Annotated in this window: 13 protein-coding genes; all 13 read left to right on the plus strand. The window is 42.5% G+C overall.

The features are described from left to right. Position 1: 1 nt before the first annotated feature. The 13 genes from BCY91_RS07520 (at position 2) to BCY91_RS07580 (ending at position 26592) form a co-directional block, all read left to right on the plus strand. Complete coding sequence (locus BCY91_RS07520) at positions 2 to 793, plus strand: rhamnogalacturonan acetylesterase (RefSeq protein ID WP_120181341.1); 792 nt, start codon at positions 2 to 4, stop codon at positions 791 to 793. A 5-nt stretch (positions 794 to 798) separates the two neighbouring features. Beyond that, on the plus strand, positions 799 to 1755 hold the full coding sequence (locus tag BCY91_RS07525) for an alpha/beta hydrolase (RefSeq protein ID WP_120181342.1): 957 nt from the start codon (positions 799 to 801) through the stop codon (positions 1753 to 1755). 64 nt (positions 1756 to 1819) lie between these two features. Next, positions 1820 to 6163, plus strand: coding sequence for a two-component regulator propeller domain-containing protein (locus tag BCY91_RS07530; protein ID WP_120181343.1), 4344 nt, complete (start codon positions 1820 to 1822; stop codon positions 6161 to 6163). Positions 6164 to 6306: 143 nt separating this feature from the next. After that, entirely contained in the window at positions 6307 to 7230 is a 924-nt protein-coding gene (locus BCY91_RS07535) for an alpha/beta hydrolase (RefSeq protein WP_120181344.1), read from the plus strand. A 42-nt stretch (positions 7231 to 7272) separates the two neighbouring features. Continuing rightward, a complete protein-coding gene (locus tag BCY91_RS07540; RefSeq protein WP_220699453.1) occupies positions 7273 to 8916 on the plus strand; it encodes a glycoside hydrolase family 28 protein in 1644 nt (547 codons plus the stop codon). 24 nt (positions 8917 to 8940) lie between these two features. Further along, positions 8941 to 11403 (plus strand): glycoside hydrolase family 95 protein, encoded by a 2463-nt coding sequence (locus BCY91_RS07545; protein WP_245989029.1) that lies wholly within the window; start codon positions 8941 to 8943, stop codon positions 11401 to 11403. Then, the gene (locus BCY91_RS07550; RefSeq protein WP_120181347.1) at positions 11403 to 12596 is read left to right on the plus strand and encodes a glycoside hydrolase family 88/105 protein; all 1194 of its coding nucleotides are present in this window, start codon (positions 11403 to 11405) and stop codon (positions 12594 to 12596) included. Before BCY91_RS07545 ends, BCY91_RS07550 begins: the two co-directional genes overlap by 1 nt. Positions 12597 to 12893: 297 nt before the next feature. Continuing rightward, a complete protein-coding gene (locus BCY91_RS07555; protein ID WP_120181348.1) occupies positions 12894 to 16241 on the plus strand; it encodes a SusC/RagA family TonB-linked outer membrane protein in 3348 nt (1115 codons plus the stop codon). Between the two features lie 95 nt (positions 16242 to 16336). Beyond that, on the plus strand, positions 16337 to 18439 hold the full coding sequence (locus BCY91_RS07560) for a RagB/SusD family nutrient uptake outer membrane protein (protein WP_120181349.1): 2103 nt from the start codon (positions 16337 to 16339) through the stop codon (positions 18437 to 18439). A gap of 339 nt (positions 18440 to 18778) precedes the next feature. Then, the gene (locus BCY91_RS07565) at positions 18779 to 19792 is read left to right on the plus strand and encodes a LacI family DNA-binding transcriptional regulator (RefSeq protein WP_120181350.1); all 1014 of its coding nucleotides are present in this window, start codon (positions 18779 to 18781) and stop codon (positions 19790 to 19792) included. Positions 19793 to 19856: 64 nt separating this feature from the next. After that, on the plus strand, positions 19857 to 23096 hold the full coding sequence (locus BCY91_RS07570; RefSeq protein WP_120181351.1) for a SusC/RagA family TonB-linked outer membrane protein: 3240 nt from the start codon (positions 19857 to 19859) through the stop codon (positions 23094 to 23096). A 19-nt stretch (positions 23097 to 23115) separates the two neighbouring features. Further along, complete coding sequence (locus tag BCY91_RS07575) at positions 23116 to 24963, plus strand: RagB/SusD family nutrient uptake outer membrane protein (protein ID WP_120181352.1); 1848 nt, start codon at positions 23116 to 23118, stop codon at positions 24961 to 24963. A 60-nt stretch (positions 24964 to 25023) separates the two neighbouring features. Then, positions 25024 to 26592 (plus strand): DUF5123 domain-containing protein, encoded by a 1569-nt coding sequence (locus BCY91_RS07580; protein ID WP_120181353.1) that lies wholly within the window; start codon positions 25024 to 25026, stop codon positions 26590 to 26592. Positions 26593 to 26621 lie beyond the last annotated feature (29 nt).

A 26621-nucleotide genomic window follows, 5' to 3' on the forward strand; every position in this document is an offset into this window, starting at 1 on the left:
GATGAAGCGTAAAATTGTAACATACACCGTTTTTCTGTGCGTTATTGCGCTGTTTTGCTCTTTCACGCTGTTTAAAAAGAAAGTTGCGGTGATGTACCTGATCGGCGATTCTACTGTGGCAGATTATTCATTAGAAGCAAACTACAACACAAAACGTTTTCCTCTGGTGGGTTGGGGACAAATGTTGCAGCCCTATTTAGCTGCCGACAGTTTGTTCCAATATCGGCAACTTACAAACGCCGACAGTGTACGTGTGGACGACCGCGCTAAGGGCGGCCGCAGTACACGGAGTTTCTTTGAAGAAGGCCGATGGGAAGAGGTTTACAACAGCTTGAAAAAAGGTGATATTGTTTTAATCCAATTTGGGCATAATGACGCGGCAAAAGAAAAACACGAACGCTATGTGGATATTCCCGGATACAAACAGTTTTTAAAGCTTTACGTTAATCAAACCCGGCAAAAGGGAGCCACGCCGGTTTTGCTTACGCCGGTAGCACGTAATTACCCTTGGCAAAACGATAGATTAAGTAATGTACACGGTGATTATCCGCAGGCAGTAAAGGACGTTGCTAAAGAATTGAAAGTTAAATTGATTGATTTAAATGAGCTTTCGATGGCATTGTTTTCATCACTAGGAGAGGCTTATGTACGCAAAAATTACTTTATGAATTTAGACAGTGGGAAGTTTGTGGCCTATCCTAAAGGGCAAAAAGATGACACGCATTTCCAAACGGCAGGAGGTATTGCTGTGGCGCAATTGGTTGCCGATGCACTAAAATCGGCTAAGCACTAGAATAAATGATAAATTTTAAGTCGGTTTTTAGCCATTGTTGCTTAACACTGTTTGTTGCTTTTGCTGCAAATGCGCAGGTGCAAGTTCCCAGAGATACATCGTTTACCTTGTACGGTACCTATATTAAAGAAAAAAAATACCGTCCGTACATCCGCATTGCCGAGCCCGAGCTGAAAACCGGTGTTTTGGTAAAAAAGGATTTGGTTTACAGCGATTTAAACGGCCGGAAGTTGTTGGTGGATGTTTATTGTCCTCAAAATAGAAAGCAAAAATACCCTGGCGTTGTTTTGATTTTTGGTGGCGGATGGCGTTCGGGAGACAAATCTCAGATGGAAGCCATGGGGCGTGTGTTGGCGGCAAAGGGATATGTTGCTTTTGCGCCAGAATATCGTTTGTCTTTAGAAGCTATTTACCCAGCTGCGGTGTACGATTTGAAGCAAGCGGTGCGCTGGATGCGTTTGCACCACAAGGAGTTTAATTTGGATGTTTCCAAGATAGCTTCGTTGGGTACTTCTGCCGGCGGGCAGCTAGCTGCGCTTTTGGGCACTACCAATCATGATGAAAGATTTGAGGCCGACGATAGCAGCAGTGGGGCATCAAGTGCGATACAGGCTATTGTAGATATCGACGGCACTTTGGCTTTTCACCATCCCGAATCTGTAGAGGGGAAAGCGGCCTCGTGGTGGTTTGGCGGAGATTATCAGCAGAAGCCCGAGCTTTGGGAAGATGCCGCGCCGTTGAATCACGTAGATAAAAACACGGCGCCTATTTTGTTTGTAAATAGCTCTTTACCGCGTTTTCATGCGGGTCGTGATGATATGGTTGCCAAATTGGACAGTCTGCAGATTTATTCGCAGGTCAAAGAATTTCCGGATACGCCGCACCCGTTTTGGTTTTTCCACCCTTGGTTTGATCCGATGATGGAAACTGTTGTTGATTTTTTAGATAAGCAGTTTAAATAATTTTTTATTCAATAAATTTAGGCTTACATTCAGCGAAGACGATTGAAACCTCGTATCCAAGTAAATGCCTTTTAGCAAACAGATATTTCTTTTTTTAACCATCATAATTGGCACGTTTACCACAGTAAGCGCGCAAAACGTGGTGAGCATCAAAAACTACTCAACAGTAGATGGGCTTGCGGATAACAAAATAACATCGGCCATACAGGACCGTGACGGTTTTATGTGGTTTGGCTCTTGGGCGGGCATCAGCAGGTTTGATGGCGAAAACTTTGTCAATTACAAATCATACCCTGGCGATAAATCCAGCCTTAAAAGTAACCGTATAGATGTTATCGTTGAGGATAAGGAAGCCGGTTTTTTATGGGTAAAAGCTTACGACAACCAAATTTATCGTTTTGATAAAAGCCTGGGCGAATTTGAAGCACTTCCCAAATTGCTGGGCAATAAAGACCTATCAGATTTTAACTTCACCAAAATCAACAGTGTTGGCAAACAGCAGGTATGGCTAACATCTTCCAATAAAGGTTTGGTTTTAATCCAAGATGCTTTAGGCAAATATCCAAAGTTTAAACTATTCAATAATGATCAAACTGCCAGCCATAAGCTTCCGGTTACTGCGATAAATGCTTTCCACCAAGACAGGCGCAATGTAGTTTGGATAGCCACCAATAAAGGCGCTTTTAGGCTAAAACCAACAAATGATTGCGATTATAACGTTGAAACCGTAAAAGCTTTGCCGCGTAACAACATCCAGCTCATGGACGATGGCGAAAATTTGATGTGGTTTGCACAGGCAAACAAAGTTTTCGCCGTGGATTATAACGGAGAAAATAGCCGCTCTTTTACGGTAACCAAAGGCGAAATTTTAGGGGTTGAGTCTTCACCGGACCGTAAAGCCTTGCTTTGTAGCACCAGTTTAGGCGAGCTCATCTCCATATCAGAAGACGGGACGGTTAAGGTACTAGCCCAATTGGCAAATCCGTCTGCGCTATATGGAATTTTTAAAGCAAGCAAAGGAGATGTTTATGTACAGTCGAAACAATTTGGTGTAGTGCGTTATAGCTCAGCTGAGCGCGGTTTTAAACCTTTATTTCCTGTAGGCGCCTATCTTTTTGATGATCCCTTGCCCCCAAATTTCAGCATCTTTGAAGATGAAAGCAAAACAGTATGGATAGCGTTAGACAAGTTTAGTCTGATGTACTATGATTCTGAAACAGGGAAAATGGGAAGCCTAAATCCCGAACCTTTCAGCAACCAAAAGCTGAGCAAAATAGTTTACCATGCTTATTATTTTGATAAGGGCGTTATTTGGATGACTGGCGATAAAAAGGGTGCGGATAAGTTACTTTTAAAGCCCCTCTTGTTTTTCCAGCAATTGGTAACGCCTGTACCTAAATCGCAAACGGAGAATGAAGTTAGAGGAATGTTTGCAGACGGTAATAAGCTATGGCTTGGTACAAAAGCCGAACAGGTAAAGTTAATTGAAAACGGTCATATCGTTGATCAGCTATTTGATAAGCCAGTTCATTTTGATGCTGGTATTTACGCTATAAAACAAGATAACACGGGGGCGATGTGGTTTGGAACAAAAAAACATGGTTTGTTCAGAGCTGTTTCTTTAGATTCTGATAGCAACAAATACCTACTATCTAACACCTATTTTGAAAGTGGCATTATAAAAAAGAAATCAGAAAATTCTATTTACAGTATTTTTCAAGACAGCAAAAAGCGTTTATGGGCAGGTTCTTACGGAAGCGGAATAATTTTATTCCCGTCGCCCAGCCAACCGCAAATATATTATACGCTTGATAATGCCTTTAATAATTATCCGGACGGTAATTTTAGGAGAATAAGACATATTGCTGAAGATGGAAAGGGAAATATTTGGTTGGCTACTACAGACGGGCTGATTGTTTTTGACCCAAATAAGGGAACGCCAAAAAACTTTGAGTTTAAAGTTTACCAAAAAATTCCCGGAGATATCAGTAGTTTGGGCGGTAACGATGTCCAGTTCATTTTTAGAGACAGCAAAATGCAGATGTGGGTGCTTACTTCATCTGGCGGACTTAACCTAGCTCTAACAGAGGACCCACTAAAACAACTAAATTTTAAAAATTTCTCGGTGAAAAACGGACTGCCGAGCGATTACTTGTTAAGCTGTGCCGAGGATAATCAGCAAAACCTGTGGATTGCCACACAAAACGGTTTGTGCAAGTTTTCGATAAACACACAGAAAGTTCAAAGCTTCAACTATTTTGATGGTTTGTCTCAGAGGGCTTCATTTTCAGAAGCTGCAGTGGCTAAATTATCAAGTGGGGTTTTGGTTTTTGGTACAACAGAAGGCTTGCTAAAATTTGATCCCGCCAAAATCGAAAATGATACAAGACCTTCCAACTTAGTTTTTACGCAGGTTTTTGTAAATGGCGAAGATTTAAAACAGCAAGAACCTCGCTACTCCAAGAAAGACATCAGTTATCTGAAAAGCCTGAAGTTGAACCACGCACAAAATATACTCAGCTTTCAGTTCGCCGTTTTAGATTACTTTGATACCGAAAAACAAAATTTTGCCTGCCGGCTGATAGGTTACGATGGCATTTGGCGCAGTACAGATGGACAGCGTAAAATTACCTACACCAACTTGCCACCGGGCAAGTACAAATTTCAGGTGAAGTGCTTAAATGAGGAGCTGTATTCTCCCTCGCCAATCAGGAGCGTCTCTATTGTTATTATGCCACCGTTTTGGAAAACCTGGTGGGCTTACGCCATTTATTTCATCGTCTTTGTTGGCGTGCTGATAGCAGTGCAACGCACTATTATTACGATGTTAAAACTGCGACACGGGATTGAGCTTGAGCGAAAGATGGCCACTTTGAAAATGGATTTTTTTACGCAAATATCCCATGAACTTAGAACCCCCCTTACCTTAATCGTAAATCCAATTGCAGAGGTTTTACACCACGAGAAGCTTTCGGAACGGAGCCAAAAATATTTGGATCTGGTGCTAAAGAACGCAAAGCGGATGGCGCGCTTGGTAAACCAGCTGTTAGATTTGCGTAAAGTACAAAGCGGTAAAGTGCAGCTGCGTATCCAAAATATCGAGTTGGTCAGTTTTATCAAACATCAGCTCAGCTATTTTGAGGAGATAATTGCCAAAAAATCTTTGACCATCAATCTTTTTTGCCCACAAAAACATCTGAACGGGCATTGGGACCTGGAAAAATTGGAAATTGTACTGTACAACATCATTGGTAACGCCATTAAATATTCGCCACCTGCGAAAGCCATTTCCATTAACCTTGAACAAAACGAAGATGAGCAACAATGCACTATTAAAGTGCAAGATGAGGGGCCGGGAGTAAAGGCGCATGAATTATCGCAGATTTTTGATTTGTATTACGAAGGAGAGAATAAATCTGGGTCTAAAAGCACGGGCATTGGGCTGGCCTTGGCAAAAGAAATGGCAGAAGTGCACGGCGGAACGATAACGGCAAGTAACGCGTCGCCTAGCGGTTTAGTAGTCACTGTTCAGCTGCCTACAAATTTAGATTTAACGGTTCCGCTGTCGCAATCTGTGTCGGTAGCCGATGATGATGCTGGAAATGCTGATAATGATGCGTTTAAGGCTGATACCCATGAAAAAATGCGCCTGCTAATTGTGGAAGACAATGAGGAGCTAAGGGCTTTTATGGAACTGAAATTTGAAGCCTCATTTGCGGTGTCTACCGCTCAAAACGGCGCCGAAGGTTTAGAAAAAGCGCGTTCGTTGCATCCAGATTTGATTTTATCTGATGTAATGATGCCCGTTATGGACGGCTTAGCGTTTTTGCAACAACTGAAGGCAGATGACACAACCAGCCATATCCCCGTTATTTTGTTAACGGCAAAAACAGGAATAGAAACCCATATTTTGGGTTTGCGTTACGGCGCAGATTATTACTTGCCAAAGCCTTTTGATACCGAATTGCTGAACGAAACCATCCGCAAGGTTCTGCAACAGCGGGCAACATTTTTCAATACGGTACTTAAAAATCAGCCAGAAGAAGAATCTGTTGAAACCGAAGTAGTAATTACCGAAGCTGATAAGCTTTTTTTAAAAAAAGTAGTAGAGGTTGTTCAGCAGAATATTGCAGAAAAAGACTTTAACATAGATACCGTTGCAGATTTAATGAACATGAGCCGCTCGGCTTTTTTTAAGAAGTTTAAAAGCCTTACTAATTTGGCACCTGTTGAGTTTGTGCGCGACACCCGTTTGGATTTGGCCAGAAATCTATTAGCAGATAGCAGGAAGAATATCTCTGAAATTGCTTACGCTACTGGATTTAACAACCCAAAATATTTTAGTACCTGCTTTAAAGCTAAGTTTGGGCTAAGTCCTAAAGAATACCAAAACAGCAAGCCCAGCTAGCCCTATTTTTTTGCCTTAGGCCAATTATTAAACCCATTTTACCAAATTTTAAACCTGTGAAATGCGGTTTTAGTCTATGTTTGGGTTTTTCCAATCCGCACCAGAGGCGGGTGAGCTACAAATAAACCCGAAGCAATTTTTAAATGAGAATTTCAAAGCACCTTTTAGCAAGTTTTATCTTTTTATGCCTGCTTCCTTCCTTGGCCTTTTCTCAAGAGCGTGTACTGCTTTGGGAAAAAGGTAATATGCCAAATTCAAAGGGCTTAAACATAAAAGACAGTATCAGCAATGAACGCTTAATGGAGGTAGCAAGCCCCTATATACAGGTCTTTTTAACATCTAAACAAGAAAACAAGCGGGCCGCAGTATTGATTATACCGGGCGGCGGCTATCATCATTTAGCTTATGAAATAAGTGGCGTTACTTTAGCCAAATGGTTTAATACCTTAGGCATAAACGCTTTTGTTTTGGCGCACCGCTTACCAATTTCTAAAAATGTAAACATACGCGAGATTACACCATTGCAAGATGCCCAAAGAGGAATGAGAATCATTAGAGCAAACGCAATGAAATGGGGAATTGATAGCAATAAAGTAGGTGTAATGGGATCTTCGGCCGGGGGGCACTTGGCGGCTAGTTTAGGTACAATAAAAGACGATTACGCACGCGCAAACGATACAATGGACCAGCTCAGTTTTCGTCCAGATTTTATGATTTTAGTGTCGCCTGTTATTGATATGGGCATTTTTGCGCACAAAGGAAGTCGCGATAACTTATTAGGACCAAAGCCATCTCCGCAACTTATTGATAAGTTTTCTTTACAAAAACAGGTGAGCAGTTATACACCGTCTACGTTTATTGCCCAGGCATTTAATGATAAAAGCGTATCAGCAAAAAACAGCTTATTATTTTTTGACGCACTGTTAGAGAAAGGCATTCCGTCTAGCCTTCATGTTTTTCCGCAAGGAGGGCACAGTATTGCGCTGCGCAACAACCCCGGTTCTACCGCATTATGGGTAAATCTTTGTGAAGAATGGCTTGTAGAAAGTGGAGTTATCTCACGCTAGTTGCTTTAAAAACTCATCTATAATTTGTTAACAATACAATTCATGCGAAATCTAAAAAAAATGTACCTGTTGCTTGCCTTGGTAGTAGGAAGCAACCAGAGTCTTTTTGCACAAAACAACAGTTACAGCTGGCAAAACTTACCGAAAATAAACAGGCCAGTTTTTAAAGCCGATACTTTCAGCATCATTAATTATGGCGCCGTGGCAAACGGCAGCAGTTTAAATACCAAAGCCATAAATAATGCTATTGCCCAATGTAGCGCGGGCGGTGGCGGGGTGGTTTTAATTCCGGATGGATACTGGCTTAGCGGACCAATTTATCTAGAAAACAACGTCAACCTGCATTTGAGCAACAACGCTTTTTTGCAGTTTACGGCAGACTTTAACCAATATAAAATCATCGAAGGAAATTACGAAGGCAAACCTTCGGCGCGTAACGAGTCTCCAATTATGGCGGTAGGCTTGCAAAATATCGCTATTACGGGCAACGGAATTATTGACGGCAACGGTGATGCCTGGCGAATGGTAAATAGGGATCAGCTAACAGAACGCGAGTGGAAAGCTAAAATAGCATCCGGAGGTTTGGTAAGCACCGATAACAAAGTTTGGTTCCCCAGTGCGAAAACTAAAAAAGCCTATCTGGAAAAAAGCTCAGTGTTGCTTAGCGACAATAAAAAGCTGAGTGATTTTGAGCCGATTAAAGATTATCTGCGCCCAAATCTGGTACTGATAAGTAAATGCCAACAAGTTTTACTGGAGGGGGTAACTTTCCAGAACTCGCCGGCATGGAATTTACATCCTTTTATGTCGCAACATTTAACCGTAAGTAATATCAGGGTTAAAAATCCGGATTATGCGCAAAACGGAGACGGTATAGATATCGAATCTTGTAGCAACGTTTTGCTGGAAAATTCAGTTTTTGATGTTGGCGACGATGCCATCTGTATCAAATCTGGTAAAGATGAGGAAGGACGTAAAAGAAACACACCTACAGAGAACGTAATTATCAGAAACAATACAGTTTATGCAGGCCACGGAGGCTTTGTGGTGGGCAGCGAAATGTCGGGCGGTGCGCGCAATATTTTTGTGTCCGATTGTTCTTTTGTAGGTACGGATAAAGGTTTGCGCTTTAAAACCACGCGCGGGCGGGGCGGTGTAGTGGAGAAAATCTACATCAAAAACATCAACATGTCAAACATCGTACAAGAAGCTATTTATTTTGATATGTATTACTGGACCAAACCGCCATTGCCCAACCAAAAAGTTGAAGTCCCAACAGTGAGCGTTGAAACACCTCAATTTAAAGATGTCGAGATAGAAAACGTAGTTTGTAATGGTGCCAGCAAAGGGATTTTTATGAGAGGTTTGCCCGAGATGGCTGTTAAAAACATCAGTATCAAAAACACCTTTTTGAAGGCGAATGTAGGAATTGAATTGATTGATGTTGCAGGAATCAAAGTTGAGAATACAATAGTGGCGGACAGTGGCAGCAGTGCAAATATTTATGTAGAAAACGGAAGAGATATCCTGCTAAGTGGTTTAAAGTTTAAAACTGCGCCAAACATCTCGCTAGATATTAACGGTGAACGAAGTAGGAGTGTAGTGATGGAAAATTATGGATTGCCCAAAAGCAACGTTGAGGCCAAGTTTAGCCACGGTGCAAATAAAGAAGCGTTAAGGTATTAATTCATGTTAAGGCGATATAAGTTGATGAAAAGAGCTCTTTTAGTCAGTTTTGTTTTTTTGTTACTTTCTGCGCGTGGGTTTTCTCAGCAGAATTTGAAGTTATGGTATGACAAACCTGCCGACAACTGGAACGAGGCATTACCAATTGGAAACGGGCGTTTAGGGGCTATGGTATTTGGGCAGCCTGCAAAAGAGCAACTGCAGCTAAATGAGGAAACAATTTGGGCGGGCGAACCGGGTAATAACGTACCGAAGAATGTTTACCCACAAATTGAAGAAATAAGAAAGTTGCTTTTCGCCGGAAAAAACAAGGAGGCCCAAGAATTATCAAACCAAATATTCCCGAGGCAAGCACCCGATAACCTTAATTACGGGATGCCTTACCAAACAGCGGGGAGCTTATGGTTTGAGTTTAAGGGGCATGATCAATACACCGATTATTACAGAGATTTAAACATCGGCAATGCTTTAACTTCTGTAAGTTATAAGGTGGGTAACATTAGCTATAAACGCGAGGTTTTCACATCAATACCCGACAATGCAATTTTTATTAAACTTAGCGCAAGCAAAAAAGGTAGCTTAAGTTTTTCGATAAAAGCTAGCAGTCCGCAGGTAAAAAGCAATTTCAAAGCTGTTGGCAATAAACTGTATTTTGAGGGAACAAGCGGGAGCGTAGATAACAAAATTGGCAAGGTAAAGTATGTGGGTATAGCACAATGCACTTTAAACGGAGGAAAGCTGAGCACAAGTGCCGAGCAACTGGAGGTTAGCAATGCCGATGAAGTTATTATCCGCGTAGCTATTGCGACAAACTTTAAAAGCTATAGAGATATTTCAGCAAATGCGATGGAGAAAGCTGAGGATATTTTGCAAAGAGCTTCGGTTATAAGTTACGATCTTGCTAAGCAGAAACACGTACAAGCCTATCAGAACTACTACAACAGGGTGCAATTAAATCTGGGCAAATCGGCACAATCTGCAAAAACTACCGACCAACGCATTAAAGAGTTTGCCACACATCATGACCCTGAACTTTTGGCGCTTTATTTTCAGTTTGGTCGCTACTTATTAATCTCCAGTTCGCAACCCGGTACGCAGCCGGCAAATTTGCAAGGGATATGGAACGATAAACTTTCGCCCCCGTGGGATAGCAAGTACACTGTAAACATCAATACCGAAATGAATTATTGGCCGGCCGAGATTACCAACCTCAGCGAATTGCACCAACCTTTGTTCAGCATGTTACAAGATTTAGCCGAAACCGGAAAAGAAAGCGCGCGGGAAATGTACCGTGCCCGCGGTTGGAATATGCACCACAATACCGACTTGTGGCGGATTACAGGTGTAGTTGACGGTGGATTTTATGGTATGTGGCCAATGGGCGGGGCTTGGTTAACCCAGCATTTGTGGCAGCACTACCTTTATACCGGTAATAAAGATTTTTTGAACGATTATTATCCAATATTAAAAGGGGCGGCGCTTTTTTATTTAGATGTTTTGCAAGAAGAACCTACTCACAAATGGTTAGTAGTGGCACCTTCTATGTCGCCCGAGAATAGTTATGAGCCGGGGGTGGGGATTTCGGCCGGTACCACCATGGATAACCAACTGGTATTTGATGTTTTTAATAACTTAATTGACGCCGCACGCGTGCTTAAAGTAGATGCGAATTTTGCAGATTCTGTTTCAAATGCTTTAAAGAGGCTTCCGCCGATGCAGATAGGCAAGTACGGCCAGCTACAGGAATGGTTGCAGGATAAAGATAAACCTAATGATCATCATCGGCATATTTCCCATCTTTATGGCTTGTATCCTTCGGGGCAAATATCTCCGTTTAAACAACCCGAACTAACAAAGGCAGCAGAAAACACTTTAATTTCAAGAGGTGATAAATCTACCGGCTGGTCTATGGGATGGAAAGTGAATTGGTGGGCCAGACTGCTTGACGGAAACCGGGCTTATAAGCTAATTAAAGATCAGTTGAGTCCCGCACCAACGGAAACCAAAGGACAGTCGGGCGGTACCTACCCCAATTTACTAGATGCTCATCCGCCTTTTCAAATAGATGGAAACTTTGGCTGTACTTCCGGTATAGCAGAAATGCTGGTGCAAAGCTATGACGGCGATATTTTTATTTTGCCGGCATTACCGGATGAACTGGCTAATGGAAGTGTCTCTGGATTGAAAACCAGAGGAGGTTTTGAAGTGGCCATGAGTTGGGAAAACGGTGAGCTTAAAACACTAAAAGTTAAGTCTACATTAGGAGGTAACTGCCGTTTAAGGCTTACAGCGAACCTTAACTTACAAGGCGCCGTTAATTTACATCCCGCCCAAGGCGAAAATAAAAATCCCTTTTTTAAGGTCAACAAAATTAAGTCGCCGCTTAAATCAGAGGAGGCCGAGATAATTGCGAATACTTATAAAGCCACAAAGCTTTTAGATTTTGAAACTGTTGCAGGTAAAGAATATATTTTTAACGTAAAATAATGAGCAAGAAGAAAATTAGCATTTTATTGATAGGTTTTGCTGTGCTTGCTTCGGTACAGTTAATTGCACAAAGTAAAAGCCCCTCGGCCGCGCAACTTGCAGAAGACATGGCGACCACCATTATGCATAAGTGGCCAGATTCCTTGGCTCATGATCCTGGCAAACCCGCGAAATGGTCTTATGATTTAGGGGTGTTTTTTGAAGGTATGGCCAACATTTATGAGCGCAACCATGATCCAAAATACATCCAGTACATGGAGCATATCATGAGTCTTTTTATTAATGACGACGGCACCATTGAGCGTTATAGTATGCCAAGTTACAATATTGATTATGTGAAAAACGGCAGTACGCTTTTATTTCTGTACAAACAAACCGGGAAAAAAAAGTACAAATTAGCAGCATCGCATTTAAGGGAGCAGCTTAAAACCCATCCACGCACCGCAGAGGGCGGTTTTTGGCATAAAAAAGTTTATCCTCACCAAATGTGGCTAGACGGTATTTACATGGGCCAGCCTTTTTATGTCGAGTGGTGTGCGATGTTTAACGAACCGCATAACTTTGATGATATAGCCAAGCAATTCATCACTATAGCCAAACATACAACAGACCCCAAAACCGGCTTGCTTTACCATGGCTGGGACGAATCTAAACAACAAGCCTGGGCAAATAAAGAAACTGGAACCTCGCCTAATTTCTGGGGCAGAGCCATGGGCTGGTACGGAATTGCCTTAGTGGATGTGCTGGATTATTTTCCGAAGCAACATCCGCAAAGACCGGTTTTGGAGAAACTGTTAAATAATTTTGCCGAGGCTGTAGCAAAAGTACAATCAAAAGAAGGCTTATGGTACCAGGTGCTAGATAAGCAGACCCAAAAAGGCAATTACCCAGAGGCGTCCGCCTCAAATATGTTTGTATATGCTTTAGCAAAAGGCGTGCGGTTAAAAGCTTTACCGCAAAAATATTTAGCGATTGCAAAAGCAGGTTTTGATGGGATAAGGAGTAAATTTTTAGAACGCGATGCAGAGGGCTATTTGCATTTAAACGGCACGGTGCAAGTGTCGGGCTTAGGTGGCAAGCCTTACAGGGACGGTTCTTATGCTTATTATTTAAGTGAGCCGGTTATCCAAGATGACCCAAAAGGGATGGGCGCTTTTATTATGGCGGCCAATGAGATTGGGATAGCGAGGTAATTGCAAAAAGAACTCTGTTTTTCAAGCGTTTTTTTCAAGGCTGACTGCCCCTTTTCGTTATGGCTATTTTTCTTTAAGATCGATTGTAGAATATTATCATGATAAGCTTCCGGCAACGTTGCCGGCATCGATTGCGTGTTTTTTGTTTTTGTTTTGTAACAAAAAAGACACAATTAATAATACTTTTATCAAAACCAATATAAACTTCTGGGCCAAACTAGGACCAAATCTTTACTCAAATACACCATAATTTTAAGATATGGTAAAGAGGGCTCGGTTTAAAAAACTTAAAGAAAAATGAAAAAGCAAATCCTAAAGATTTATGTGCTATGCGTCATTTGTTTCTGCACCGCACAACTTTTTGCACAAAACGGTTCCGTAACCGGCAAGGTGACGGATAAGGAAACCGGGGAGGCACTTATTGGCGCCACTGTCAGCGTTAAAGGGGCTAAAGTCAGTACCTTAACTGACGTTAATGGCAGGTTTGTTCTGCAAAACGTGCCCAATGTAAACAATGCAACATTAACAGTTTCTTATCTTGGCTATCGCAGTGCAACTATAGCGGTTTCGGGCAATACTTCGGTTAACATAAGCTTACAGGCTGATGTCTCGTCTTTAAATGAAGTTGTAGTTATAGGATATGGGACCACAAAACGTTCGGATTTAACGGGTGCGGTATCCTCCGTTTCTGGTAAAGATATAGCTGCGGTACCGGTGCCGAATGCGGCGCAGGCACTTGCAGGTAAGTTGCCGGGCGTAAACGTGGTAACGCAAGATGGCCGACCAGATGCCTCTATTTCAATTCGAGTGCGTGGTGGAGGCTCAATATCCCAAAGTAATGATCCACTGTATATTGTGGATGGTTTCCCGGTTGGGTCTATCAGTGATATTCCCGCCAGTCAGATAGAAAGTATTGACGTATTAAAAGACGCTTCATCAACTGCGATTTACGGTGCCAGAGGAGCAAACGGAGTTATCATTGTAACCACAAAAGGCGCAAAAGAAGGCAAATTGTCCATCACTTACGACGGGTACGGCAAATTTAATACACCGGCAAAGTATTTTGATACGATGAATGCATATGATTATATCGCTTACAATTGGGGATATGCTAAAGCAATCAGTGATTCTTATGCAGATACTTGGGCTCGTTTGTGGGGTATCGGGTCCTTTGCATCAACTTACAATAATACGGCAGGCATTGACCATTATCGTAGCGTAGGGGCAACAAGTTTTGCTAAGCAGGCATACAACGATTCATTTTCACAGAGCCACAATGTCAATTTGTCTAGTGGTACCGAAAAAACCCGCTTCCTTTTAGCGTTTAACCATGTTGATGAAGATGGTATGAAAGTAAATTCTTTTTACAAACGCAGCAATGTGTCGTTAAAGCTGGACCAAACTTTAACCAGCACATTAAAGTTCTCCTTAGACACCCGCTATACTGATGTCAACTCCGTAAGTAATGAGGGCACAACCAATGGAAAAGGATCCATTTTATCCTCAGCTTATGCTTTTAGACCAATAGCTACCGCAGATGTTTTGGGCGAGTTAGATCCTAATGTAAATACCCAATTAGGCTTTTACGATAATGTCTTGCAGGATGATTATAATCCCGTAGCTTTAATGAAAGATTACATCCCCGAAAATAGAAACCGTGCTTTACGGGCCAATACTGCTTTGGATTGGACAATTATAAAGGGATTAGTAGCGCGGACAGACTTAGGGCTAAATACCAATTGGAATATCAATAGAACTTGGAGCGGCGCGGTTTATAATCATTATTTTGACAGTGACGGAAACAAAACCTTTGGCGGCAATGCTTCTATAAGCAACAACCAAGGGTGGAACATGCGCTGGTCAAACACATTGAATTATGATGTGCAAGGGTTAGGAAAAAAACATAGCTTGAACGTGTTGGCCGGTCAAGAAGTTTCAAACTCAGGCTCGCAAGGCACTAAAATTTTTGGAAATTATTATCCCGCGTCATTTGATAAAGACCGTGCTTTCGCAATTATGGATCAATACCTTGCAAGCACCACCACGGTAAATTCGGGTTTAAGTTCATCCTCCGGTACGCCAAATCGTTTATTGTCTTTTTTCGGACGAGCTAATTATTCATTTGCAAGTAAATACTTATTTACTGCCACTTTCCGTGCGGACGGATCATCACGTTTTGCACCTGCGAAAAGATGGGGTTATTTCCCGGCAGGGGCTGTGGCATGGCGTGCTTCCGAAGAAGACTTTTTGAAAAGTGTGGATTGGTTAGACAATTTAAAGGTGCGTTTCTCTTACGGTGCTGTTGGTAACGATGGCATCAGCGCCAACTTATGGAATTTCAACTGGAAATCTAGCGGATTAACTGGCTACTCTATCAATGAAACTCAACAACCTGCGTATGTACCGGGAAGTGATGAGATGCCTAATCCCAGCCTAAAATGGGAAACTACTATTACGCGCAACTTAGGTTTTGATTTTGGGATTTTCCGTAACAAACTGTACGGTTCAATAGAGTTATACAAAAATTCTACAAAAGACCTATTGATGCGTACCCCAGCTAGCCCTTACAGCGGTTTTCAATACACTTACGAGAATGTGGGAAGCACAAGCAATAAAGGTATCGAGATCGGATTGGCATCGGACCTAATCAACAAAGAGAACTTTAACTTAAATCTGGGATTAAACCTAAATATCAATAGAGGCAAAATTGAAGAACTGGCAGAGGGTGTTACGGGCTTGTACAAATCACAATGGGGATCAACTATGACCCAGCCAAACACCGGTGATTATATCTTTCAAGAAGGTAGCCCGGTGGGTTTAGTAAGGGGGTATACTTACGACGGCTGGTACACCGTAGACGATTTTGACTACGTAGGTGGGAAATATGTGCTAAAAACCGGGGTGCCTGATATATCGTCAGGAATAATTGGTACTGTATACGGGACAAACGCCAACAAGCCTGGTGGGCAGGTTGCTTACCCCGGCGTTATCAAATTTAAAGACCTAAGCGGGCCTGCGGGTGCACCGGATGGGAAGGTTGATGAGAATGATGTAGAAGTTATCGGAAACATGAACCCTAAATATACAGGAGGTTTAAATTTAAGCGGAAACTATAAAGATTTTGATTTCCGTATGGATTTCAATTGGAGCGTTGGCAATAAAATTTACAATGCCGAGTATCTAGCGGCATTTTATGGTAGCAAAGAAGATGGCCTCTACAAAAACCGGCTAAACTATTTGTCTAGCTCGTATCGTATCTACGACATCCAAGGGGGGCAAATTACACCAGTTACAGATCCGGCAGCTTTAAAGGCCCTTAATGCAAATGCCACAACATTTTTGCCTTATCATGAAAATCCAGTTGTTTCAACGTTAGGAATCCAGGATGGTTCTTATTTAAGATTGAATACGGTTACATTGGGTTACAAACTGCCAAAAACGCTAAGCAGTAAGGTAGGTCTTTCTACGTTTCGAATTTATGGGTCGGTTTATAACGCTTTATTATTTACCAACTATAAAGGAATGGATCCTGACGTAAATACAAATACGAGTCAGGGTGGCGCTCAATACCCAACAACTGGCTTAGATTGGGGGGCGTATCCGCGTGCAAGGTCGTTCGTGATTGGTTTAAACGCACAGTTCTAATTTTCACAACTGATGATGGGTTGACCTCTGGCAACTGTTTTCGCCGACATAAGGACATGCCTTCATCATTTATAAATACGTTAAAAAATAATCAGATGAAAAAGATATTTTGTTTTGTACTGAGTGTGTTGCTGGTTGCAAACCTCTCTTGTAAAAAAGATTTTTTAGATGCGAAAGCGTTATCAAGTGTGGATGAAGATTTTGTGTTTTCATCGCCAGAAGAAGCATATAAGGTGATTATAGGTTGTTATGACATCTGGCGCGAAGCTAACAACGGTTTGTTTTATGATATTGACGTTGTAGGCTCAGACGCCGAATGCCATCCTGAAACTTATGATGCACAAACCCGCCATATCCCTGAAGGGTTATATGCATCCGAAATCCCCATTGATTACGCAAACTCCACCAATGCAATATTGAATTTGTATAAGTTAGCCAACCGAGCTAACATTGTAATGGCGTCTATCGCAAAAAATGCGAATTACCAAAGCGCAGTAAAAGGCAACACAACTAACGCTTGGACCCAGCTTTACGGTGAGGCAGCAACATTTAGAGCTTATTGCTATTTTAATCTCATTAGATACTTTGGCGATGTACCATATTTTACCGAACCAATTTACGTAGCCAGCCAAACAGACGGCTCCACACTAACCTCTAGAGATATTATATACGACGGGGAAATTGCTAATTTGGAGAAAGTTGCACCGTTGATGTATCCCCTTGGGCAGGGAAGCGTGAATGCCGAGCGCTTTTCCAGAACTTTTGTCGAAGCTTTTATCGGAAAAATGGCGCTATTTGCGGGCGGTTATAGTTTGCGCAGGACAGATTTTGATTATGGAGATGTAACTTTTCAGCAACTGGGTACCGAAAAATGGGAAGCTAAATACGTTAGGCGTACAGATTATAAAAATTATTATAAAAAGGCGCAAACACATTTGCAAAATGCATTAACCTATGCCGGCTCTGCCTATTTGATTACAACTGACCCGCGCGGTGCAGGCTATAACAATCCGTTCCAGTACAATTTTCAGTACAATATGAATTTGGTGACAAGCCCAGAATCACTTTATGAAGTGGGTATCACGCGTGCTAACGGGGTAAGTGAAAGACCGTATGCTTTTGGCAGACCGTCAGGCGGTGGAGGTTCAAATGCGTATCCTTGTAAATCTTATGGACAAAGCAGGCTTTATCCGGCATTTTATTATGGTGACTTTGATCCAGCAGACTTGCGCCGAGATGTTACCGCAACCGTTACAGCTAATTCAGGCGCTTGTTCGGAAAAGCTGATATCATTTACGCCCGGATCTAGGGAGAAGGGTGGCTTGCCTAACAACAAGTGGGACGAGAGCCGAATGGCGGACCCTTACACTAAAGCCCAACGTAATTCTGGTATAAACTGGGTTCAGATGCGTATGGCAGATGTCATTCTAATGCTGGCAGAAGCACAAGCTGAACTGGGAGAGGAGGGCAATGCCAAGTTAGAATTAACGAAAGTTAGAAGTAGAGCGTTTTCTGCGGCAGACCAAGCTACAAAGGTAACCGCCTATATTGCCGGTCTAAGCGGTGATGCATTAAAAGAAGCCATACAGCAAGAGCGGAAATTAGAATTCGCTGGTGAGGGCTTAAGACGCTATGATTTGATAAGAACCGGAAAACTTCCTTCCAAAATTAAGGAAGTGAGAGATCAACAAATTGCTATGGTTAATGGTTTGCAAACAGATGGCTACTATACCTTCCCTAACGGGAATACCATATCTAAGTACATTTATGTGAAAGCTGTAAATGTTGCAGATTTAGGAATGAGTAAAATGTTAATTACTAGTACAGACGTGTCTAGCACCGATGCAAAATACCCCGTGAAATTCCCGGCTTGGCGTGGCAATTGCGATTTATGGACAGCCCAAGGTTTTACAGCAAGCTCTGGAAAACGTAACTTGGCAATTAAGGGTTTGTTCAGATATATAGACCCGGCTAGCACCGAAGCTGCTGCGTTATTAGCAGATGGCTATGTCAAAACCAATTGGGGTGCCGATATAATTACAAATAAAGACCAATATACTACCAGCGTATTTAAGGGTTATCCTGATAGTTATGTAGCGGGCGGTGTACCGCCTCGGTATCTATTGCCTTTATCTTCTGCTACTATAACACAATCGAACGGTTTAATTACAAACGGATACGGATTTGCCCAACAGTAAAAGTTACCGATAATTTACTTAGGCGTTCCCGAGAGGGAGCGCCTTTTTGTTTTAAGCCGTTTTTTAATAAATGCAATTTGATATAATTAGTCGTCCTAGTCAAATCCTTTTTTAAACAAGAAAACGACGTTGGAAGGCCTGAGAGGCGATAATTTACCAAAAATTAAACCTTTTGTACCAATTTTGAAACCCTTTTTGTTGCCCTTCTGGCTAAGTTTGTTTCACCAAGGCATCCGATTGCCGAGGGGAGCAACCATTATAAAACAAATACACTTTTGAACAAACTAGCCTAAATAAATATCGGCAGTTTAGTGCAAACGCATAAACCAAAAATTAAACATGTACAAACCAAACACCTTAAAAGATATCGCGCTTGAGTTGGGCTTGTCTGTTTCTACGGTTTCACGTGCTTTATCTGACAATTATCAAATTAGCGAGTACACTAAACGGAAGGTGAAAGAACGGGCGAACAAAATGAATTACGTGCCAAACCCCTTTGCCGTTAGCCTAAAAGTTAGCCGTAGCTTTTCTATTGGCGTTGTGATACCAAGCATCCGTAACACATTTTACGCGCAGGCGATAAACGGCATCGAGTCTGTTGCCTACAGCAAAGGCTACCATGTGGTTATTTGCCAAAGCCACCATTCCGCTGTACGCGAAGCAGAAAGTATTGGGCATTTAAAAGAAAAAAAAGTGGACGGTGTTCTAATGGCATTGGCCGCAGGTAGCCATAACTTATCCCACATTAAACAATATACTGACGGGGGAGATCCTCTAGTTTTTTTTAATTGTATTGCGGACTTGTCAATGGCAGAATGCGTTGTTGCCGACAATAAGAAAATCGCTGCAGAAGCTGCCGAGGAATTTATATCGCAAGGATGCCGGAAAGTTTACATTATCGCTTCGGTTGCGCATGCAAAAATTGTTCAAGATCGCGTTAGCGGATTTCGGGATGCATGGATAGCGAGCCGTTTGGATGCTAACGACATCAATACCCATTACTGCGGTACAGGAGAACAGATGCTTGATAGCTTAGCAGTAATTTTAGCAGACGCCCAAAAAGAAAGTCGCTTGCCTGATACTGTTTTTGGGCTTTGTGAAGAAACAACCCTGGCCATTTTACAAATTGTAAATAAGCTTTCTTTGACAAATGCAGTTAAAGTGGCCGGATTCAATAATTCAGAAATCTCACCTTTTATAAACCCGCCACCAACTTTGTTTCGGCAGCCCGCTTTTCAAATTGGGAAAACGGCAGCCGAGAAACTGATTTACGCGATTGAGAATCCCGACAAAAAATACAGTCTTTGCAAGAAAACGATTATAGCATCCGAGAAAACAACAATCAACAACTAAATAGCAAGCCTTTAAACAGAGAGAGGCAAATTGAACCATTTTGAATTTAAACCAACCAACTATTATGAGTAAAAAAATCCTACTGCTTTTATTTATTTGGTGCACAACAAATTTGATTGTTTTTGGGCAAACCAAAACAATTACGGGCACCGTAACAGACAAAACAAGTGGCGAAACCTTGGTAGGCGTTGTGGTATCTGTAAAAGGTACCTCTTTAGCTACGCAGACTGACATTAACGGCAAATACAGTTTGGCGAAAGTTTCGGATAACGCCACGCTACAATTCAAGTACCTGGGCTATAAAACCGCTGAAGTGCCGGTGAACAAACGCTCGGAAGTTAACGCAAAGCTGGAAATGGACGTTAGCAACCTTAATGAGGTGGTTGTTATCGGCTACGGAACGGTAGCCCGGAAAGACCTGACGGCTTCCGTAGGCTCGTTAAAAGGTACGGAAATCGAAAAAACACCTGTATCCAACATCGCCGAAGCACTCACCGGCCGAATCCCCGGTGTGAGGGTAGGTACAGTTGACGGTGCTCCGGGCGCAGAAATAGTTATTCGCGTGCGGGGAGGAAGTTCTATCACACAAGATAATTCTCCGTTGTATATTGTTGATGGGTTCATTGTTGACGATATCAGCAACATAGCCCCCACAGATATCGAAAGTATTGACGTATTGAAAGATGCGTCTTCTACCGCTATATACGGCGCCAGGGGCGGTAATGGGGTTATCATCGTAACTACAAAAAGCCCTAAAGCGGGGAAAACATCTATTTCATATAATGGCTACAGCCAAAGCAAGTTTTTGCCAAAAGAGCTAGATGTACTGTCGCCGTATGAATTTGTGCTAGCGCAGTACGAATACGCTTTATTGCGCGGTGAAACATCTTCGGACTTTAAAAAATTTACCCAATACTTTGGTGTTTATGATGACTTAGATCTTTATAAATACCAGAAAGGCACCAACTGGCAGGATAAACTTTTCGGCCAGGGGACAAACAGCCAGCAGCATAGTTTAAGCCTGACAGGTGGCTCGGAAAAAACAAAGCTGAGTTTTAACTCGACCTATAATAAAGACGAAGGTCTTTTAGCTACATCTGGTGTTGAGCGCCTTTACTTAAATTTTAAGCTTAACCACGATATTTCAAAAGCCTTAAGGTTTGACGCTGGAGTGCGCTACACGAATAATGAGATACGTGGCGCAGGTACATCGGGAAGCTCAAGTCTCCGTATTTCAGACGGCGTGGTGACGCGCCCTGTGAATGGTATAGCAGACAATATCGTGATAGACCCAACTTCTGCCGGAGACGATGACTACGATCAGTTTTTGAAAAGTTTGATTAATCCGGTTGATTTAGCAGAGCAAGATTACAGAAAACGAATAGATAAAGCGCTTAATATGAACGGGGCTTTAACATGGCACGTAATAAAAGGGCTGGACTTGAAAAGCGAAATAGCTACCTCTTATAATTTAAGAAATAACCAAAGATATTATGGGCCTTTAACCGGCGAGTCGCGCAACGTGGGCGGAAACCTGCCATTGGGCGAAATCACCGAAGGCGAAGGGCAAACCTACCGTTTTACAAACACGGCTAATTACAAATTTGGAATTGGCAAGGACCACGATTTTACGGCCTTATTGGGGCAAGAGATTTTATCTGCTTTTGGTAACGATGCCTTCCGCCGGGCTAAGTATTTTGATATAAGCGTAAGCCCGGAAGTGCTTTTTGCAAATATGCAGTTAGGTACGCCGGACCGTTCAGAAACCTCTGTTTACAAAGGACAGAATATATCATCGTTTTTCGGTAGGGTAAATTACTCTTTCAAAGACCGTTACCTTTTTGCGGCAAGTTTGCGGGCAGACGGTTCAAGTTTGTTTGCTCCCGGTAATAAATGGGGCTACTTTCCGGCAGCATCTGCCGGCTGGAGAGTGTCTGAGGAGGATTTTATGAAAGATATAACATTCATATCCGAATTAAAGCTCCGCGCCAGCTACGGTGCGTCGGGCAATAACCGAATCCCGCGCAACTCGTACCTCTTTACTTTTGAGCCGTCTACAAACAGGCCTTATGGCGCAGGCGATATCGCACAGCCATATTATGTGGTGGCCAACAAATCTTTGCCGAACCCCGCCTTGCAATGGGAAACCAACGTTACCAATGATATCGGTGTTGATTTCGGTTTGTTCAAAAACAAGCTTACCGGTACTTTCGATTTTTATTACAACACCACAAAAGGTTTGTTAATTGGGAACGCCATTCCATCTAGCACAGGTTTTACAGAACAGAACGTAAACCTCGGCAAAACCAGAAACAGAGGGGTGGAGTTGTCTTTGAACGGAAACCTCATCAACAAAAAAGATTTTTCATTATCTGCAACGTTCAACATCGGGGCAAACCGTCCGAAAATTTTAAAGCTGGACGGCAATGACAGCCGTCCGCTACAGTCTAACTGGGCAGGTACCGACTTAAAAACACAGGACGATTACCTGTTTGAAGTTGGGAAAACAATTGGGTTGATGTACGGCTACGTTAGCGACGGCTTTTATACTGCTGATGATTTTGAATCTTATGACCCGGTTAAAAACACTTATACGCTTAAGCCCGGCGTGGTTAACAGCGGAAACCTGGGAGGCGGTATTCTTGGCGTACGGCCGGGGGTGATGAAGTTTAAAGATTTAAGTGATGACGGAACGATCAGCGCGGATAAAGATCGTCAGATTATCGGAAATGCTATCCCGAAACATACCGGCGGATTTGGTGTAAATGCCACCTACAAAGGCTTTGATATGTCAACTTTCTTTAACTGGTCCTACGGCAATGATGTTTACAACACCGGACGGATATCTTTTAATATGTATTACAGGAGCAGTTATGGCAATTTATTGCAGCGCATGAACTACGCGGACCGCTATAAATATATTGATGGAGACGGAGCGTTAGTTACGGATTTGGCAGCACTTAATGAGCTGAATAAGGACGCCAAAGTTTGGTCGCCTTTTTCATCGGGCTCGGCATCTCCGGTGTTTTCTTCAGATGCAGTAGAGGATGGCTCGTACCTTCGTTTAACCTATGTAACCCTAGGCTATACTTTACCAAAATCCTTTACTTCAAAGTTCGGTGTGTCCAAACTGCGCATATACGCTACCGGTTATAACTTGTTTGTTTTAACCAATTACAGCGGTTATGATCCAGAAGTAAGTTCAACCAGGAGCAGCGCTTATGCACAGTTAACACCAGGAGTTGATTATTCATCGTACCCAAAAAGCAGGACTTTCACTTTTGGCGTAAATCTTAACTTTTAATTTGATTAATAGAAACAGTATGAAAACATATTCAAAATACATTTTACTACTTGCGGCTGTTTGCCTAAGTACGGTTTCTTGCAAAAAATTCCTAACAACAGATGATTCTGCTTCAGATTTTACACAAGAATACATCTTCAGCAACCAGTCCGATGCTAGCAAGGCAGTTTACAGCGTATATGCACTTTTCAACCAAGATGCCTTTACCTCCAGGCTGTCCAACAATTTTACGGGCAACAGTGATGTAGAGGTTGGCGGCGTTGGCGCCAGCCCGGATAACTCGCGCCGCGACATCTGGTCTTTTGAGGCAACGGATGCCAATAACGATTTAAGAACGGTTTGGAACAATGCCTATAGCGCTATAAACCGCGCAAACTTATGCGAGGAGGGTTTAATGCAATCTTCTTTGGCAGAAACGCCAGGTTTTCAGCAATTATTAGGAGAAGTTAAAACTTTGAGGGCCTATTGGTATTACGCATTAATGAACCATTGGGGCGACGTGCCTTTTAGCCATAAGCCAACACGTGCCGGAGACAATTTTTATTTGCCGCGTACCGGCCGTGATACCATTTTAACATTTTTAATTGACGATTTAATCGAGATTGAGCCTAAGATGATGTGGGCAGACCAGTTGGACTATGGGATTGAGCGCATAAACCGCGAGTATGTGATGGGTATGATAGCTAAGTTAGCATTAATGCGCGGAGGTTATTGGTTATACCCAGATAACCAGATGCGCCGGAAAGACGATTATCTGAAATATTATAAAATAGCAAGTGACTATTGCCAAAAGTTGGAGACACTAAAACCTCATATATTAACACCAAGCTTTGCGCAGATATTTGAGAACGAAAACAAATATAAAGTGGTTAACAATGAGGACGTGCTGTTTGAAGTTGCTTTTCAGCCCGGTTTTGGAGATGTGGCTTGGTGCAACGGGGTACGTGTTGATGGTGGCGACCATCCTTACGGCGCCGGATCCAATTATTTAAGTCTTACGCCTACATATTACCACTCTTTTGATACCTTAGATACAAGGTTAGAAGCAACCTGCTCCATCATCTATTACGATAAATTTTTACAGCAGACACCTACGGCGGTAACCTCTATTGCACCCAACAAGTGGAACCGCTTAAAAGTGCCAACCCCGCTGGGTTCTGCATCGGCAAAAGGGACCGGTATCAATTGGCCGATGATGCGCTACTCAGACGTGCTGTTAATGTTGGCAGAAGCCGAAAACGAGTTGAACAACGGCCCCAACAGTATAGCAACTGCAGCTTTAAAACGCGTGCGCACCAGAGCTTTTGCAGGTGTTTCATCAACAGTAATGACAGAGAAAGTTGATACCTACGTCAATAATCTAACTACTAAAGAGGCGTTTTTCAATGCAATAGTAAACGAGCGTGCTTGGGAGTTTGGCGGCGAGTGTATCCGTAAATACGATTTAGAGCGCTGGAATTTATACGGAGAAAAGGTTGCTGAAACCCGCAACGCATTAAAGCAGATGGGAGAAGACGCCAATGCAGGTGTGGGCGCCTACTCGGATTTGCCGGATTATCTGTACTACAAGATCAACTCTGATAGAACCGTTACTTTCCTAAACCGTTACAAAAAAATCGCACAGCCGGCAAACATGAAAGATGTTCCCAATAAAGGCGACAACCCCGAAGGGTATTTGAAAGCCACTTGGTTAAAAGGATTGTATGACACAAAGACATCAGGCCCGGCTTCTTACGTATTGGTAAGCTGGAGGGGCTACCAAGACGATACCGGCCAAGCGCCATTGCGTTATATACTACCAGTGCATAGCAGTGTGATATCAGGCAGTTTAGGCGTAATAAACAACAGCGGATACGGCTACGACTAGACAACCGAATTACAAAAAAACACAAGCTTTTGATAACTGTAAACAAACAAAACAACAAACATGAAACAGTTGAAAAATATCCTAGGATTTTGCCTGTTAAGCATCATCCTATTGTCTGCCTGTAAAAAAGAAGAGATGGCAGACGCACCGCGTATTTTTAGGCCAACCTTGGCTAAAGACGGCTTAGTTTCCCCTAGCAATTACATCGAGGTAAACTGGCTATCTTCAAAAGATGCCGTAGCATATAACGTGCAACTGAGCATTGATAGCTTTAAAACAATTGCGGCTACTATGGACGTAGACACAAATTACGCATTGTTCGAAAACTTACTGTACGATCAGCTCTACCAAGTAAGGGTGAAAGGAATTGCGGCCGATACCAGTAAAAGCTCTGCTTACGCCGATTTAGGTGAGATTAAAACGCCAAAGTTCCCCACTATCTTGAACGACCCTGTATTAGCCGACGTTTCTGATGCGGCCGTGAAGATGAGCTGGAGAACGGAAGGCGCCGCGGTAACCTCCATAAAGGTGTATCAAGAAGATAAAACTACCTTAGTGAAAGAGGTCGCGCTGACTGATAACGACCGGAGTAAAGGCTACCGCTTAGTATCGGGCCTGCAAGCCGCAACAAAATATTATTTGGAACTTTACAGCGATGCCAAACTGCGGGGTTATAATTTTTATACTACCAAAGCCTCTTACGCTGGCACCTTAGTAGATTTAAGAGAAATTGAAGGAAGACCTAACGTATTAATAGACACCCTGCCAAAGGTTGAATCAGGCAGTACCATCATCTTAAAGAAAGGCGAGACCTACAATATCACAAGCGCTTACCAGATAGACAAAACTTTAACATTTGTTGGGGGCAGCGATCCGGTAAACCCAGAACCTGCGATTATTAAGCTGCCATCTAATTTCGACTTCAAAAGTGGTGCAACAGTAGATTCTGTAATCTTTAGGGACCTTACATTAACCACAGATGACGGTTATGCTTCTGCATATGTTTTAAACATTAGCCAATCCTGCAATGTAGGCACCATAAAATTTGACAACTGCATTGCTTCAAATTTTAGAGGTTTAATGCGTATTAAAACCGGCGGAGTAACGGTAGATAACTTCGTTATCAATAATTCAACGGTAACCAGAATAAGCGGTTATGGAGTGGCAAACGCAGATAATGCGGGCGCGGTTATTAACCATCATGTGTATACCAACTCAACTTTTGCAAAAATCGAGAAGTTTGTGGCCAGCAAAAGTGCCGCACAATCAATTTTAGTAGAAAATTGTACGTTTAACGAAGCTCCATCTGGCGGTAATTACCTAATAGACATGGGCTCTTTTAACGTTGCACAAGGCATAAAAATTTTAAATTCGATTTTTGGGATAGGCTATGATGTGGGAAAAGGAGTTAGCGTTAAAGGTTATAGAGCAGCAAGCGGGGTCACGGTTGACATCAGCAACAGCTTTGCGCTGTCTGATTTAGTTACCGATACCAGCTTCTCGGGTTTGACCGTCCACTCGCGCCCATCAACTGAAGTGTTTACAGACCCAGCTGTGTTTAACTTCAAAATTAAAGACAACGGTTTTGCCGGGAGAAGTAACGCCGGAGATCCACGCTGGAGGTTGTAAATGAAAGCTAATGGCGCCCGGTTAAACGG

The organism is Pelobium manganitolerans (assembly GCF_003609575.1).
GTDB classification, from domain to species: domain Bacteria; phylum Bacteroidota; class Bacteroidia; order Sphingobacteriales; family Sphingobacteriaceae; genus Pseudopedobacter; species Pseudopedobacter manganitolerans.